The organism is Levilactobacillus parabrevis ATCC 53295, assembly GCF_001434055.1.
Taxonomy (GTDB): Bacteria; Bacillota; Bacilli; order Lactobacillales; family Lactobacillaceae; genus Levilactobacillus; species Levilactobacillus parabrevis.
Window position 1 is genome coordinate 1 of record NZ_AZCZ01000047.1, and the last position, 15,378, is coordinate 15,378.

The window sequence follows — 15,378 nt, forward strand, 5'->3', positions numbered from 1 at the left end:
TCCCCTGTAGATTGGGTTAAGTATAGCATGTTTAGCTCCGCAGGGGAACATACGTTTTAAAACTAAATTCTGGTATTCATCCTGCGATTAAAATCGCAGGTTTTCTGCTTAGTTTTAACAAATGACACGCTGAATATCATTTCCTTGTTGTGCACGTAACTCGTACAAATTATCATCCAACTTCTTAACCCACTTCATTTGAATAGCCAAAGCCATCCCCTTATTCTGGGTCCACTTGATAATCTTCAGTAGCTTAGCTGCATCCTTATCCGGGAGTGCCCTTAAATATTGATTAAAGGTACCCTCGTCAGCGTAAACAAAATGGATTTTTTCCATACGCAAATGATAGCATTAATGCTATCAGCTGTCACTTCCTTTCTCTTGCTTTTTAAGTATCACCTATGGATTTAATCTCTACTAGCAAACATCCATTCTTTTTTCAAAAACCAACAGTCATCTAATTTGAAATGAAGCCTCTATCGAACCAATCGTTTGTCTTATACACAACTATTATGTATAGTTCATTTGTAAAAGAGGTTCCTCTATGGCAATAACGACAAGAAAAATGCTTGAATTCTCCAAACAAGCCGGTCTAAATTAAACGAAAGAGGTGATTGCTGTGCGATCGCTAACAATACTACCTCTCCTAATAATACTAATTGCTTGGCTATATAGAGCACAAATAAATACTTTTTACCTGAATCACCAAAAATTTTTTAATAACATTTGGGTAAACGTGATCACTTTTGGAATATGTACATTTGTCTTAATGATTGCACAGTTCAAAATCTCGTTTCTAAATATAATGACTTTTCTCATGATAAATGTTCTTATTGACGGTTGGCTTGTTTTTAAACAATGGAAGGGAAGTTAAATTCTACTTAACGACGTCACAATTTCTCTTAAGAAACAGCGTCTCCAATCCTGCCGTCACACTTCGTTTACCAATTTGCCCTGTAAAAACAGCAAAAGATTGGCCCTAGAAATCATAAAATGACTTCTAGGGCCAATCTTTAATTGAATACCCTTTAGAGACTACTTTTCCAAACCTACGTTTCATTGAATGTTCGGATCTTTAATCTGGCTCCACGGCATCACGTGCAGCATCCACGAGATCCCATACTTATCGGTAAAGTGGCCCATCTTGCCACCCCAGAACTGCGGTTCAAATGGCATGTCAACCGTCACCGTTCCGGAGGCAACCACCCGTTGATAGAAATCCTCGGCAGCTTGGGCATTCGCAACGTCATCAGCATTGATATCTAGGATCATATCAATCTGATTCGTGGGTTCCGGTTTACCACGAAAAGCATCCGCACATTGGAAGCTCACCCCAAGAATACTGAATCCGGCGTGCATGGTGATATCATCCAAATCCACCCCCGCTGGTAGCCCGAACTGCTTAGCCTGGGCAGCATCCGGACTGAAACGATAGACATCCGTTGCGCCAAACACCTCTTGATAATAGGTCAAGGCATCCTTGGCACTCTCAAACGAAATACTGGGAATCAAGCGTGATTGCATGGCAAAACATCTCCTTGATTTGAATAGCCTAAGTGTACCAAGTTCCCTGCTTACTAGGTAGTGATTACCCTTAATCAGTGACGAATTTCTGGACGCTCGCCGTTAAATGTTTCATGTGAAACATCGCTGGATTTTCCCACCAACTAATTTATTTTTTACCAAATCGCTACTATAAGGTGACCCGATAGCGTGCTGGTCCGCACCGCACAATTTTAAATTTCCCCGTTGACAATCCAAGTTTCCGTGATAAACTAGCAATTATTAACAATTGATTAGAAAATTAAAAAGTGATGATGAAGTCCAGTAACGCAGGTCACCCCTTGTTAGCGAACCCGGTTTAGTGAGAGCGGGTCAAGGTCGCCAGCGTGAACATCCCTTCGGAGCTGTTTGCTGAAATTAAAGTAAGTCTATACCGGTAGCAACCGTTATCAATGCAGTGAATCGCGAGTGTGGTTCGATTTCCCAGTAGATCCTAGACTCTGGGAACGTCCCTCTAGGAAACTCGCCGTTCATGGATAGCGCTACTTTTTGAGTAGCAAAAATAAGGTGGTACCGTGCAGACTGCGCCCTTACGGAGAGTTTTTTCCGTAGGGGCGCATTTTTTATTTTCAGGGTATTTCTAATCAATTGAAATTCTAGGAGGTTTTTGTATGAAGCATCTCGCTTATACCGCACCGTTAGCCCTACTCTTACTCTTCACCCTGAGTGGCTGCGGGAGCGCTGCCGGTAACACCACTAAGAATCGCACACTTAACGTCACGCTTCCCAGCGAACCCGCCACCGCCGACCCCAACAAGTCGACCGATACCAACAGTGGGAGCGTGATCTCCCAGACCATGGAAGGTCTCTATACTTATGATCAATCCGGGAAGGTCGTTGCCGGTGTCGCCACGAAGGTGGTCAAACCGACTAACAACGGCAAGACCTACACGTTTAACCTTCGTAAGACGGCTAAATGGGCCAACGGACAGGCCGTCACCGCCCAAGACTTCGTCACCTCACTGCGCCGCTGGGTCGACCCGAAGACCAAGGCACAATACGCCAACAAGCTTTCCGCCATCAAAGGTTATGCCGCTATCCAAAACGGTAAGGCAGACCCATCTACGTTTGGCGTGAAGGCCCTCAGTAAGACTAAACTCCAGATCACTCTGAGTCAGGCTGTGCCCTACTTCGACGACCTTGTCTCCAACTACTATCCTCTGAACACTGCTGCCGTGAAGAAATACGGGCAAAAGTACGGGACTAACGCCGCCAAAACCATGAGTAACGGAGCCTACAAGCTCGTTGGTTGGACTGGCAGTAATTCGACTTGGACCTACGTCAAGAACACCCACTACTGGGATGCCAAGAACGTGAAGATCAAGAAGGTCAAGGTGAACGTTACCAAGGATGAGAGCACTGCCGCCACGCTGTTCAAGAGTGGCAAGATCCAGGAAACGACGGTTAGCGGCCAATACGTCCGGGCTAACGCCAACAACAAGGAGCTTCACAAGACGCTACAAGGTCGGCTGCAGTACCTCTACGTCAACAGTAAGAAGACCGCGACCAATTCCGAGAACCTGCGTCAGGCGGTCTCCTACGTGACTAACCGTTCTACCTTAACGAATAAGGTCCTAGTCGATGGTTCCAAGCCCGCCCTCAATGCGGTTCCTCGTGGCGACCAAGCCAATCCCAAGACGGGAGAAGACATGGCGACCCAACTGGGAAATCTCTTGCCAACAGATGTTGCCAAGGCCAAGACCTACTGGGCTAAATATTTAAAGGAGACCGGTAAGACCAAAGTCACCTTGAATCTGTTGACCGATGACACTGACGACGACAAGCACGTGGGGACCTACCTTCAATCCGTAATGGAGAAGAACTTCAAGGGATTGAAAGTTACCACGACCTCCATCCCCCACGCCCAACACGTGGCTCGGGACTTCGCAGGAACCTTCGAACTCAATTTAACCGGCTGGTCCACCAATTTATTAGACGCCTCAGACTTCCTGAACTTAGCCGCCAAAGATAATACGGTCAACTTCACCGGTTGGAACGATCCCGCATTCAACGCGCTCCTAGCCAAAGCAGCAACCCAAACGGGCCTGCCCCGCTACAACACCTTAATGGACGCTAACCAACGCCTGATGGCGGTCAAGGGCTACATCCCACTGTACCAACCATCACAGGCCAAGCTTGTCAGCAAGGACGTTGGCGGTTTGAAGGATACGCTGTTGCATGGTGCGCAGTATAAGTATGCGTACTGGAAGTAGTCAGAGAGTGGAGCAAGCCGTTTAGATTCTGAGCATTAACGTCATTAAGTGCCCGCTCGGTGGAACCGAGCCGGTGCTTAATGGGGTTAAGCGCAGGAATCTGGCTTGCGGAACTCGTTTCAGAGGCCGCAAGTTTCCGGATATAAGGGGCGAAGGCCAACCTAGCTCTTTAAGCCAGATTAGCCATTAAGAACCACTCGCCGGACAGGAGAACTTAGGTTTCTAAGCGGAAGAACCTGCCTTGCGGAACTCGTTTCAGAGGCTGCATATTTCCGGATATAAGGGCGAGAGCAAGTCCAACAAACCAAAGTAAAACCAAGTACCAAGTAAAATCCAAGCCGCCCGTACCCCAAGCACCCAGTCCACAGCTACCATCAAGACATCCTCAAATGTTTCTCGGCGGTTGTGGTCCCCGGTACTTCAGGTCTGTGCGGCGCTTCACCAGAACAATGTATCAAGTAAAACCCTAACGATTTCTGCAGACATTTTCACCTATATAATCACGATACAAAATTCAGGAGGAATTTATATGACCAAAACCACTTTCTTTAATTTCACCTTATTCGATGGCACCAACGATCAGAATCAAGCCAACGCATGGTTTACCGTCGACGACCCCTCCGGCAAATTAGTCGACCGTGGGCAGGGCACGCCCACACCGGCTGATGCCACGGTCGACCTCAACGGCCAATACGTCATGCCGGGCTTCATGAACGTTCACGTCCACGTCACCGCCGATACGCAGGCACTCCAAGGCAAGGAACACTCCGAAGCCGAGGCTGGCGTTCTGGCCTTCACCAATTTACAAACGCTACTCAAGTCTGGGGTTACCTACGTCCGGGGCTGCGGGACCGGCTACGATGCCGACGTAAAGCTGAAGAAGCTTCAACAATCCGGCCAATTGCCCCATACCCCGCACATGTTGACCTCGGGCAAAGCCTTCTCAATGACGGGTGGTCACGGGGACTCCCCTCACGGCGGGCATGCGGTCGACTCCCCCGACGAAATGCGCAAGGCCGTTCGCACCGCATTTAAGAACGGTGCCGAGAGCATCAAGGTCATGGCAACCGGTGGTGTCATGACGCCCAACGACTTTATGGAAGACGCCCAGCTCTCCGTGGCCGAAATGCACGTGGCTGTTGAAGAGGCTCACCACAAGCGCCGGGTCGTTGCCGCCCATGCCGAGGGTAATCCGGGCATCCAAAACGCCTTAGACGCCGGCGTAGACTCCGTAGAACATGGCTTCTACGTCACCGAGGATGAAGCCAAGCAGATGGTCAAGCAGGGCACCTACCTGACGCCCACGCTGATTGCCGAATGGGTCATCCCTGAACAGGGGCACGGCGTCTTACCCGACTGGGAGGTCAAAAAGGCCGCCGATGCCCTGGACGACACCTACGTCAACATGCGCCGGGCCTTCCAACTCGGGGTAAAATTCACCTGTGGGACCGATGCCGGAACGCCTTTCAACGGTTTCGACTTAACACCCAGTGAATTTGGCCTCTTGACCAAATTGGGCATGACCCCGGCGCAGGCCTACCAGTGTTCAACCCTGAACTCGGCCGCCTTGATGGGCGTCGACCAGGAGTACGGTACTCTGGAGGTCGGTAAATTCGCCGATTTCCAAGTTCTGAAGGCCGACCCACTCGCCGACACTGCCAACGTCGTTCAGACCGACAAACAGGTCTACCTCGGCGGCCATCGAGAATTCTAACCCTTGCTAAAGAGCAATGCGTCCGCACGGGATCCGACCCCTGGTGCTGGCGCATTACTTTTTATCGTCTCGTGACAATGGCAAAATTTTTATTTCGTTATATTAACGGTTTACTAATTGACTTTCATTTTTATTCCGGTAAACTGAGGAGACCTTCCTCAGTTTCGAGATGATTATCTGTAGTCACACCAATATGAACCCTTTCCAAGCTAAAATGGACCAGTCAATATCTGCACTGGTCCATTATTTTTTAACTACTAAAGCGGCTAAACGCGTATTCATTTACGTCCGTCTTAAAACTGGCGTTGCATCTGTCGAGACAACTCATCGGTGGCCTTTATCGCGGAGAAAACATCGCGAGCACTCACCGGAAAACCCATGTTGTGGATGGTCTCTCCGGATTGAACTGTCAGCTTGGCAACCTTCATCAAATCCTCGTCGCTGGCTTCGTCCAAGTAAAGGTCGGCTAAAGTCGTCGGCAATCCCAGATCGGCTTCAAAGTCCAAGTAACGTTGAAACTCAGCGTCGGTTGCGCCCTCCAGAACCAGGTTGAGGAGCGTACCAAACGCCACTTTTTGCCCGTGCGATAGCTTGTGCACGTCACCGGATAACGCGGTCAAGCCGTTCTGAAAGCTATGGGCTGCGGCGAGTCCGGAACTTTCGGCCCCGACACCACTCAGGAGAATGTTGGCTTCGATGATGTGGCTCAACGCCGGCGTAACTACGTGGTCGGCTGCTGCGGAGACGGCTTGTCCGGTGTATTTAAACAACAACGACTCGCACTTCTCAGCAAGTGCCAACCCAGCGGCCGTCTGATCGGTCTGCAGAGGCAATAGCGTGGTCGCCCGGGCCCGCGCAACCGTCTGAGCTTCAACGTTGGTCGACAACGCATCCGCAATCCCGTCAACCAGGAAGCGGACGGGTGCCCCAGCAATCACGGTCGAATCCACCAACACCAAATCGGGATTCTTGTCATAAAATTGATACTTCAAGAATTCCCCATTAGGTGAATAAATGACACTCAGCCGTGTGCACGGCGAATCATTGGACGCTAGCGTGGGGACAATCACGACGGGCACGTGGAGCTGATCGCCAACAGCTTTGGTGGTGTCGTTGGTCTTCCCACCACCCAAGGCAATGACGAACTTGGCATCCTTGGCCTCCCCAATAGCTTGAATCCGCGCAATCTCTTCCGGGGAACTCTCGCCATTGAAGTGGATATGTTCAATCTTGAGCCCATCCGCTGTCAGGTGCTGATAGAATTGTCCACCCACCAATTCCCAAACGATATCGTCAGCAATCAACAGGCCGTGGTTGCCAAACGGGGCAATGTAACGGGCCGCGTGCTGCAGAAGCCGATCACCCTGAACGTAGGTCGAGGGACTCGCAAATGCTGTAATCATTTCCAATACCTCCTCATTGAACTAGTTCCCATTCTAAAGAGTTCGCGAGAAACCCACCGGTCAACGGCTCGGATTACACGACTTAAGATAGCCAATGCCCGCAACTAGCAAAAAGGAGACAGTGGTCCTTAACCACCGTCTCCTTAAAAGATACTTGATCCTATCGTTAATTCTTAACCGTTGCCGTAGCACCCTCGCTCTTCCGGTGCCAGTACAGTTCGATTTCTTCCAATGACTTTCCTTTGGTTTCCGGAACCTTGCGCCAGATAAAGATAGCCGCAATCATGGTCACTGCCACGTAGAGCATAAAGGTCCAGCCTTCCCCGATATTCTTAGTCAGGATTGGGAAGGTATAGCTCAACGCGAAGTCACTCAGCCACAGAATCAGCGTACAGATGGACATTGCCCGTCCCCGGATCTTAGAGGGAAAGATTTCAGACAACATGATCCAGGTCACCGGCGCTAACGAAACGGCGTAGGACGCGATGGCCAACAGGATGAAGGTCAACGTAACCGCACCAGGAGCCTGCATGAAGAAGCAGAGCGCAACAACCAGTAAGCACAGAGACATTGCAAAGGATCCCCAGCCCAGTAAGGCTTTCCGACCAACTCTGTCGACCAATCCCAAGGAAACAATCGTAATCACCATGTTAATGACCCCGATGGAGACGGTCGCCATGAACGCTCCGTTCTGCCCGAAGCCGGCTCCCTTAAAGATTTCCGGCGCGTAGTACATGATTGCGTTACTCCCGGAGAACTGCTGGAAGATTGCCAGTAACACCCCAATCATTAATACGGGGAGCCAAGTCTTATTGAACAGATCCTTAAACGAAGTGTCATCCACCACTTTTTCGGAAGCCACAATGTCGTCTAACTGCGTTTGCGCTGCGGCATCGTCACCTTCCACGCGTTTCAAGACGCTCAATGCTGCATCCGCCTTACCATGTTGCTGAAGCCAACGGGGGCTTTCACCCGCCGGAATCAGCGCGAGCAGGAACAGCACGGACGGTAAGACACCGACCCCCATCATCCACCGCCAACCGGTAGAGACGTTCCAGGCCTGTGTAGACCCGGAAACAATGGCGGCGTTGACGAAGTAAACCACGAAGATCCCAATCGTAATGGCTAACTGGTTCACGGTAACCAGTTTTCCTCGGACCTCCGCTGGCGCCATTTCGGCAATGTACAGTGGCGTAATCAGCGAGGTCAGACCGATCCCAATCCCGGCGAGCATCCGCCAGATGACCAGCGTCATGTAACTTCCGGCCAAGGCAGCCCCGACTGAGGAACCGGCAAAGATGATCGCCGACAGCACCAGAATCTTCTTCCGACCAAATAGATCACTGAGAACCCCAGCAATCGTGACCCCAATGGCACACCCAATCAGGATACACGAGGTGACCCAACCGACTGCCGCACTACTCAATGCGAACTTGATCTGCAAAAACCCGACGGCCCCGGAGATCACAGCGGTATCGTACCCAAACAGGAGTCCACCCAACGCGGCCGCACAAGAAATTAAGATCACGTAGGAACTTAGTTTTTTCTTTTTCATTTTTATTTTCTCCAATCGTTGCTCGCTGAAATTAAGCGTCTCAACTTATCTAAGAACCAGCTAAAAGTCGAATTGCCAACTAGTCTGGCGGTCATAGTGTTCCCCTGGCATCAACGTCAGCGGCGTTAGATCACTACCTTCTTGGGGCGCGACCTGTGCTTCAAACGCCACACCACCGTACTGGCCGATCTTGGCCGTAACTCCTGGCGTGTGGGCAAAGTGATTGGCCGTATAGACGACCACCGCTGGCGCCGTCGTTTGCATCCGCATAACGCGATTCTTTCGTGGCGATGTCAGCGTGACCACTGGTTGGCGTCCCGTCAACATGAAGGGATGATTCAGTCCCCGTTCAGCCACAATCGCCGGATCATCCCCCTCGAGGACATCCCCGAGACGTTTCCCCCGGCGAAAATCAAACACGGTGCCAGCAACCGCCGCACGACCACGATATGGCAAGCTTTCTGCATCCAAGGGAAGGTAATAGTCGCTCGCAATCTTCAAATGCTGATCCACCACGGTCGTTTCCGGCCCATCCAGGTTGAAGTACACGTGGTTAGTCGGATTGAAAACCGTCACTTGGTCCGTCACCGCCTGAATGCGGTAAGTTAGCCGGTTCTGGTTATCCAGTTCATAACTCACCCGCATTTTCAGTGTTCCCGGATAGCCATTGGCGCCATTGGGATCGACCAGGGTCATCGTCACTTTGACGCTGCGCTCCGTAATCTGCGGTTGAAAGGCAAAGACCTGTGTATCCGTCCCGGTCCCCCCGTGGGCGTGATTCTTGCCACTGTTCACCGGCAGTTGAATCAGCTGGTTGCCCAGTCGCCATTGGCCACGCCGCACGCGACCCACGATTCGGCCAACCGTGCCGCCCAAGTAGTTTCGTGCCACGGCGTAATCAGCTGGGGAAGGTAGCGACAAAATGACATTTTCAAGACCATTCTCATCGGGTAATAACACTTGTTCCAACGTAGCCCCGTAGTTCAGCAGTTTGACCTGCATCCCCTGGTCGTTGGTCAGCGTCAGTTCACAATAGTCCTTGCCCGCTTGATGGTCATACTTTTCCACTGTAATATCCATGGCTTAGACCTCAGGTTTCACAAAGTTGACGTGACGAAGAACGCCTTGATGGTGATTATTAAGCGCCAGTGCACGATTGAAGAGCGTCTGTGCCTTGGCTGTCTGGTTCAAGCCCAAGTAACCCAGCGCCATCAGATAGTCACAGTGGACGGAATTCTTCGACTGATAGTCATCGTCAAAGAGTAAGGCATCTGGCAGTGATACAGCGAAATAGTCCAACTTGAAGGTATTAAAGATGTGTTGTTCACCGAAGTTAATCAGCTTGTAGTAGCGCGCCTTGGCAGCATCCGTCCGCCCCAACTGCTCGTCAGCTAAGGCTTGATAAAAGATGGTGTCGGCCGGTTGGTCGTTGTAATACATCATATCAGTCGGTTCACTCAGGCCTTGCGTTGCGGCTTCGAAATGCGTCTTGGCCGCAGTCTCATCACCCTTGGCCCGGTAAGCCATACCCAGGTAGAAATCAATCACGTTATTGACGGCGATTGGCAGTTTTCCTTCGCCCAAGCTCCGCGGATAAACCAGAGCTTGCTTCAATTTGGTAATAGCCCTCTCACTGTCGTGGGCCCGCAAATCCTGCTTGGCCAGCTCGACCAATGCGTATTCATACTGCGTGCTGACCTTGCCTTCGCCGCCTTCCCACGGATGGAAGATGTGGGCCATTACAGCATCGTAAGCGTCCTGATAACGACCCGTCTCGTTTAATAACGTGACTAGTAAGATATAGCTGTCGTCACGTTGCGCAACGAGGTCACGGTGATCTTCCAGGAATCGTAACCGGTCGGCCAAGGGGTCATTGAGCTTCTCGTGAAGTGTCGCCAGCTCGAAGACCAACCGACTGTTTGTCGGATCTAACTTGAGTGCCATTGTTAACTCGGTCAAGGCCGCCTGCGGATCATTCTGGCGGTTGAAGTAGGCAATGGCTAAATTCCGGTGGGCCATCGCGTAATCTGGCTTGACCTGTGTACAGTGCTCCCACAGCTTCGTGGCCGGGTCATACACTTGCCGGTCGTAGAAGAAGTTCCCTAAATAATAGGCAGCCAGCCCGTCTTGCGGATAATTTTCACAAATATACTGCAGGACCCGGACATCTTCTAACCGATTCGGGAAGACGTAATCTGGCGAAGCCTCCGCCCCAGCAGCGGCGTAGGCCGTCGCATCGGCCGACCGGTCCAACTTCGCAGCCAGATAGGCCTGATAGTAGCTCTTCAGGGGATGTTTACCCGGATAACGGCTGATGATTGCCAGTGCATCGGCGTACGCCCCGCTACGGCTATAAGCTTCAGCTAAGGCCAAATAATTGTTGAGCTTGCCGTTCAGGGCAGCTGTCAATTGGCCTTCAGTCGTGGCATTGGTCGTTAAACGATAGGCTTCATAACGGTTGGCCAAGTCAATACGATCCAGTTGCGCGTTCTCAGCGACCAGCTGTGTTGCCGCTGTAGTCTGACCCAGTTGCCGCAACAGACTAACTTTAAGGGTCCGTGCCGTCATGTCGTGTGCACCAGTGACCAACGCCTGGTCGACAAATTTCAAAGCGGCGCGCAATTCACCCCGACTGGCTTTAATCTGAGCCAATGCGAGAAAGGCTACGGACTGAGTCTCGTGCGACCAAGTCGCCTTGAAAAAGTGGTCGTAAGCGGCGGCTACCTTACCCTGCATCCGCAAACTCAATCCCAAGTGATAGTGAGCAGCACCACTGGCTGGATTGGTGTTATGCGTTGTTTGCCGTTTAATGGCCGCTTCAAAGTACTTCTGACTCTTCGCAAATTGCCCGCGCCGGTACAGGAGTACCCCGTAGGCATCGTTGATTCGGTAATCGCCAGGGTCGCGTTTCAAGCCCTCTAAATAGTAATCAACTGGCCGATACGTGGCGTGCCGGTACTGTTCCAAGTGCTGTCCCGCTAAGTAAAGTTCATCGTTCGTCTGTAACTTCTCTGGTGCAGCGATCTCCCTGGCAGCATCCGGAATCTGTTCCACCTCATCCTTAGCTGGCTGATAGCTGACCAAGACTGTGCCGGCGCTATCGGTCACAACCACGCGGAAATCGTGGTCAGTGCCCGTTGGATTGGCAATTGTTTTGTCAAAGGTTGCCGTTGGACTCAACGTCTGAACATCATCAATGAGGACTTGTGCGTTCTGATAGAGTTTAACGTGAGCATCCTTGAAGACGGACGTCGCGTAGGCTTTGATCCGCAGGTCGCCACCGTTTCGCTCCAGATTAACGGCGGCATTGATGGTCGCGTTCTTCACGGCCCCAACATCTTTGTACGGCATGAAGTATTCCGTCGATGACTTTTCTTCGTGTGGCTGTAGCCAGGTGAAGTCAGGTTGATTGTCCGTAAACGTTCCCACCATCAATTCGATATAAGGGCCGTCGTTGTCGGTCAGCTGATGATCCCAAGATTTCCCGAAGTCACCATTCCCCCAGGTCCACTGTTTCTTCCCGGGTGACGTATGATGATCGGCAACGTGGAGGAGGCCAGCGTTCTTCTGGTGGTCATAATTTCCCAAGAAGTCATACTCGGAGTGTGCCGCCATATAAGACGTCGGCACGGGAACGTTCTTGTAGCGGGAAATATCGACCCCGGCAGAATAATCGACCTTGTAGTACTCACCCGTTGCAATTGGGAAGGTCGATACGGCCCGCTTACCATGATCAAACACGGCGTTCACATCAGGTGGAAAAATGGACTGTGTATAGTCGTTGACCGGCACCGCTGGGTTAGCCCACCACAGGAACGTCTGCGGCAGGTCAGTTGGATTCTTGAAGTGCTCGTTCAACTCGAGGTAGGACTTATCAGCGTACATGGTGAATCCTACCGAGATTTTGGTCCCATACATCCGGTCAATATCACTCATCCACAACGTCTTCGACCCATCGTCATGACTTTCAAGTTGCGTCTCGATTGGCAAGAACGTATCTGGCCGATGATGTTGCGGCCAATTGAACTCAATTCCTCCGGAGATCCAGGAACCGGTAAGACCGACTAACGCCGGCTTGATCACGTGGTTATAGTAGACGAAATCATAATTATTGGTCTTGTCGAGTGCCCGATAGATCCGGCCACCCAGTTCTGGTAGAAAGGTCACTTGTAAGTATTGGTTCTCTAGAATAATGGCATGATAGGTGTGATCCTGCTTCTCATTAAAAATTCTTTCGGTAACTGGGAAGGGATAGACCTTCCCACTGCTCCCCTGATAGACTCGCTTTTCCAAAAACATCGGATTTTTCTCCGGCTGGCCTGTCTTATATGTCGGAATTGTTAGTTCCGTTTCCGTTAACGAAACGCCCGTAATCGTATTCAACATACACAATCGTTCCTTTCCTCAATCTAGCCTAAGCTTAATATGGAAAGCGCTTTCTTTAAATGCACTAAAAGACCAGAAAGATGGATTATCCGTGTTTCAAACGGTATACTCGAGGTAGTTCAGGGGATTGAACGTCTGAGCTTCAAGCGAAAGGAGGCCACCACATTGCGACGCCTACAGGACTTTGATAACGAATATTTATTTGTGTTACCCAAGGACGTCCTTCAAGACTACATATTTTCGCCAATTATCGCGAACCTCTACGTGACCGACCTGGGATTCTTTCCCAATGCGCAATACCATTACGTGAATCGGGAACGGGGATCGGCCGGTTGGGTCATCATCTTCTGCACGGGTGGGTCCGGCACCGTGATTGTTGACGACACGACCTACCACCTGCATCAATACTCACTGATCATCATGCCGCCGGGAATCAAGCACACCTACTATGCCTCCAAAGACGATCCTTGGGATATTTATTGGTTACATTTTCGAGGAAAATTGGCCGAGGAATACGTCAACGTCTCGCCTAAACAAGCCCACTTCATCGATCACCTCACGAATGAGCAGGTCAATTCGACCATGCGGCAATTCTGGCAGATGATTAAGTCCTTCATCCCCGGGTTCAGTTACGATGCCGTCTTCTACGTCTCACAGGTATTGGGTGTCCTGTTGGCGACACTTGCCATGGATGAGGCCAAAGCCAGTACCCAAGGAAGTAACTACGTTGACGCGGCGATTCACTACATCTATCAACATATCGACGAGCCAATCAAGCTTGCGGATGTTGCCAATGCACTCGGCATTTCGACCAGCTATCTCAGCCGCAAATTTCGAGAGGTGGTCAACGCCAGCGTGATTGCGTTCATTACCTCCATCAAGATGAAACGCGCCAGCCATTACCTGCAATACACCAACGTCCCCATTCAACAGGTCGCGCGGCGACTAGGTTACACGGACAGTTACTACTTCTCCCGCGTATTCAAAAAAGAATTTGGGCTGTCCCCGCAGCACTTTCGAAATCGACTATAAGCAATTACGTTTCATAACCAGATACGCAAAATAGGGTCCCGGCTAGCAGGCACTAGCTGGAACCCTATTTCTGAAATTTGCCAAAAAAAAGAACCAACACCTAAGTGTTAGTTCTTAAATGACTACTCTTCGCTAACGAATGGCATTAAGCCCATGATCCGTGAACGCTTGATAGCAATAGTTAACTTACGTTGGTTCTTGGCACTCGTACCAGTAACCCGGCGAGGTAAGATCTTACCCCGTTCGGAGATAAACCGACGTAATAAGTCAGTATCCTTGTAATCAATGTATTCAATGTGGTTGGCTGCAATAAAGTCAACCTTCCGACGGCGACGGCCGCCACGACGTTGTCCTGCCATGAGAAATTCCCTCCTCGTATTTTAGTGTTTAGAACGGTAAATCATCATCGGAAATGTCAATTGAATCGCCGGTGTTCGCAAACGGATCAGCTGAGTTGTTCCCAGCATTGTTGCCGTTGTTGTTACTTGGGGCTGGATTCGAATTTTGCGATGGGGCCGCCGGAGACGGGTTCCCACTCGTAAATGGATTGGCATTTTGATTCTGATTCTGTTGAGGAGCATTATTCGCTGGGTTACCGCCGTAGTTTGCGTTACCACCATTGTTGTTCGCGTTGCGAGAACGTGGTTCGAGGAACGAAAAGTCCTCGACAACAACTTCGGTAACATAAACCCGTTGGCCCTGTTGATTTTCGTAATTCCGGGTCTGAATCCGACCTTCAATTCCAACAAGGGAACCCTTGTGGAAGAAGTTCGCAAAGTTTTCCGCGGACTTGCGCCAAATGACACAACTTACGAAATCAGCTTCCCGTTCACCAGATTTGTTGGTGAACCGCCGATCAACGGCCAAGGTAAACGTGGCAACAGCAGCACCGCCTTGGGTGTATCGTAAGTCAACATCCCGTGTCAGTCGGCCAGTTAGTACTACTCGGTTGATCATTGCTGAATAACTCCTCTCAAAATTAAAAGTTTAAAGTCAAATTAGTCTTCGCGCTTAACGATCATGTGACGTAAGATACTGTCGTTGATCTTAGCTAAACGGTCAAATTCGTTCAATGCTGCATCGTCATCAGCGTTTAAAGTAATAACGTGGTAGATACCTTCGTTAAAACCACCGATTTCGTAAGCAAAACGACGCTTAGACCAATCCTTTGAATCAAGGATGTTGGCACCGTTATCCTTAAGCAACTTGTCGAAGCGTTCAACCAAAGCGGTCTTTGCGGCATCGTCAAGGTCTGGACGAATAATGTAGGTAATTTCGTATTTAGTAGTTTCCATGAATGTTACACCTCCTTATGGACTTCAGGCCCCCGCTGCGATGCGGGAGCAAGGAGAGACTCTAGCGAAAGCCAGATACTCACAAGCTAGTAGTATAGCATAAATCATTTCGTTAAGCAAATCGGGGCCGACCGACAGGCGCTGCTTACGTTACACTACTTAACTACGTGAAAAACGTCCAAATATTTTTTATTTTGCCCGATTTAAAATTGAAGTG

Annotated in this window: 12 protein-coding genes and 1 other annotated feature; of the genes, 3 read left to right on the plus strand and 9 right to left on the minus strand. The window is 50.3% G+C overall.

From position 1 onward, the window contains the following. Positions 1-114: 114 nt before the first annotated feature. Positions 115-336, minus strand: coding sequence for a type II toxin-antitoxin system RelE/ParE family toxin (locus FD07_RS10620; protein ID WP_020090287.1), 222 nt, complete (start codon positions 334-336; stop codon positions 115-117). 720 nt (positions 337-1,056) lie between these two features. After that, entirely contained in the window at positions 1,057-1,524 is a 468-nt protein-coding gene (locus tag FD07_RS10630) for a VOC family protein (protein WP_020090289.1), read from the minus strand. Positions 1,525-1,805: 281 nt separating this feature from the next. Next, positions 1,806-2,098, plus strand: a binding site (T-box leader). Between the two features lie 76 nt (positions 2,099-2,174). On the opposite strand from FD07_RS10630, the gene FD07_RS10635 reads away from it, so the two are divergent. Together FD07_RS10635 and FD07_RS10640 are read left to right on the plus strand one after the other, a co-directional pair. Next, a complete protein-coding gene (locus tag FD07_RS10635) occupies positions 2,175-3,776 on the plus strand; it encodes a peptide ABC transporter substrate-binding protein (RefSeq protein ID WP_020090290.1) in 1,602 nt (533 codons plus the stop codon). Between the two features lie 529 nt (positions 3,777-4,305). After that, a complete protein-coding gene (locus FD07_RS10640; protein WP_020090291.1) occupies positions 4,306-5,490 on the plus strand; it encodes a metal-dependent hydrolase family protein in 1,185 nt (394 codons plus the stop codon). 293 nt (positions 5,491-5,783) lie between these two features. On the opposite strand, the gene FD07_RS10645 is transcribed toward FD07_RS10640, so the two are convergent. The 4 genes from FD07_RS10645 to FD07_RS10660 all read right to left on the minus strand — a co-directional run bounded on the left by FD07_RS10645 (position 5,784) and on the right by FD07_RS10660 (position 12,834). Next, the gene (locus FD07_RS10645; protein WP_020090292.1) at positions 5,784-6,893 is read right to left on the minus strand and encodes a glycerol dehydrogenase; all 1,110 of its coding nucleotides are present in this window, start codon (positions 6,891-6,893) and stop codon (positions 5,784-5,786) included. A 166-nt stretch (positions 6,894-7,059) separates the two neighbouring features. Next, on the minus strand, positions 7,060-8,448 hold the full coding sequence (locus tag FD07_RS10650) for a sugar porter family MFS transporter (RefSeq protein ID WP_020090293.1): 1,389 nt from the start codon (positions 8,446-8,448) through the stop codon (positions 7,060-7,062). Positions 8,449-8,508: 60 nt separating this feature from the next. Continuing rightward, a complete protein-coding gene (locus FD07_RS10655) occupies positions 8,509-9,528 on the minus strand; it encodes an aldose epimerase family protein (RefSeq protein WP_020090294.1) in 1,020 nt (339 codons plus the stop codon). 3 nt (positions 9,529-9,531) lie between these two features. Beyond that, entirely contained in the window at positions 9,532-12,834 is a 3,303-nt protein-coding gene (locus FD07_RS10660; RefSeq protein WP_020090295.1) for a DUF5107 domain-containing protein, read from the minus strand. A gap of 165 nt (positions 12,835-12,999) precedes the next feature. Between FD07_RS10660 and FD07_RS10665 the strand changes: the two genes are divergently transcribed. Then, positions 13,000-13,866 carry an AraC family transcriptional regulator gene (locus tag FD07_RS10665; RefSeq protein ID WP_020090296.1) on the plus strand — a complete coding sequence of 289 codons (867 nt, stop codon included), beginning with the start codon at positions 13,000-13,002 and terminating at the stop codon, positions 13,864-13,866. A 122-nt stretch (positions 13,867-13,988) separates the two neighbouring features. Here the strand turns inward: FD07_RS10665 and rpsR are convergent, their stop codons facing one another. Genes rpsR through rpsF form a run of 3 tightly spaced genes read right to left on the minus strand, consistent with a single transcriptional unit; the run spans position 13,989 to position 15,161 of the window. Further along, positions 13,989-14,225, minus strand: coding sequence for a 30S ribosomal protein S18 (rpsR, locus tag FD07_RS10670; protein WP_011666824.1), 237 nt, complete (start codon positions 14,223-14,225; stop codon positions 13,989-13,991). 28 nt (positions 14,226-14,253) lie between these two features. Next, positions 14,254-14,823: a single-stranded DNA-binding protein gene (gene ssb, locus FD07_RS10675; RefSeq protein ID WP_020090297.1), complete on the minus strand. Its 570-nt coding sequence runs from the start codon at positions 14,821-14,823 to the stop codon at positions 14,254-14,256. 41 nt (positions 14,824-14,864) lie between these two features. Next, positions 14,865-15,161 carry a 30S ribosomal protein S6 gene (gene rpsF, locus FD07_RS10680; RefSeq protein ID WP_020090298.1) on the minus strand — a complete coding sequence of 99 codons (297 nt, stop codon included), beginning with the start codon at positions 15,159-15,161 and terminating at the stop codon, positions 14,865-14,867. Positions 15,162-15,378: the final 217 nt, after the last annotated feature.

Coding starts and splice junctions, on each gene's coding strand:
- FD07_RS10620 (WP_020090287.1), bottom strand. CDS start 336: ATGGAAAAAATCCATTTTGTTTACGCTGACGAGGGTACCTTTAATCAA.
- FD07_RS10630 (WP_020090289.1), bottom strand. CDS start 1,524: ATGCAATCACGCTTGATTCCCAGTATTTCGTTTGAGAGTGCCAAGGAT.
- FD07_RS10635 (WP_020090290.1), top strand. CDS start 2,175: ATGAAGCATCTCGCTTATACCGCACCGTTAGCCCTACTCTTACTCTTC.
- FD07_RS10640 (WP_020090291.1), top strand. CDS start 4,306: ATGACCAAAACCACTTTCTTTAATTTCACCTTATTCGATGGCACCAAC.
- FD07_RS10645 (WP_020090292.1), bottom strand. CDS start 6,893: ATGATTACAGCATTTGCGAGTCCCTCGACCTACGTTCAGGGTGATCGG.
- FD07_RS10650 (WP_020090293.1), bottom strand. CDS start 8,448: ATGAAAAAGAAAAAACTAAGTTCCTACGTGATCTTAATTTCTTGTGCG.
- FD07_RS10655 (WP_020090294.1), bottom strand. CDS start 9,528: ATGGATATTACAGTGGAAAAGTATGACCATCAAGCGGGCAAGGACTAT.
- FD07_RS10660 (WP_020090295.1), bottom strand. CDS start 12,834: ATGTTGAATACGATTACGGGCGTTTCGTTAACGGAAACGGAACTAACA.
- rpsR (WP_011666824.1), bottom strand. CDS start 14,225: ATGGCAGGACAACGTCGTGGCGGCCGTCGCCGTCGGAAGGTTGACTTT.
- ssb (WP_020090297.1), bottom strand. CDS start 14,823: ATGATCAACCGAGTAGTACTAACTGGCCGACTGACACGGGATGTTGAC.
- rpsF (WP_020090298.1), bottom strand. CDS start 15,161: ATGGAAACTACTAAATACGAAATTACCTACATTATTCGTCCAGACCTT.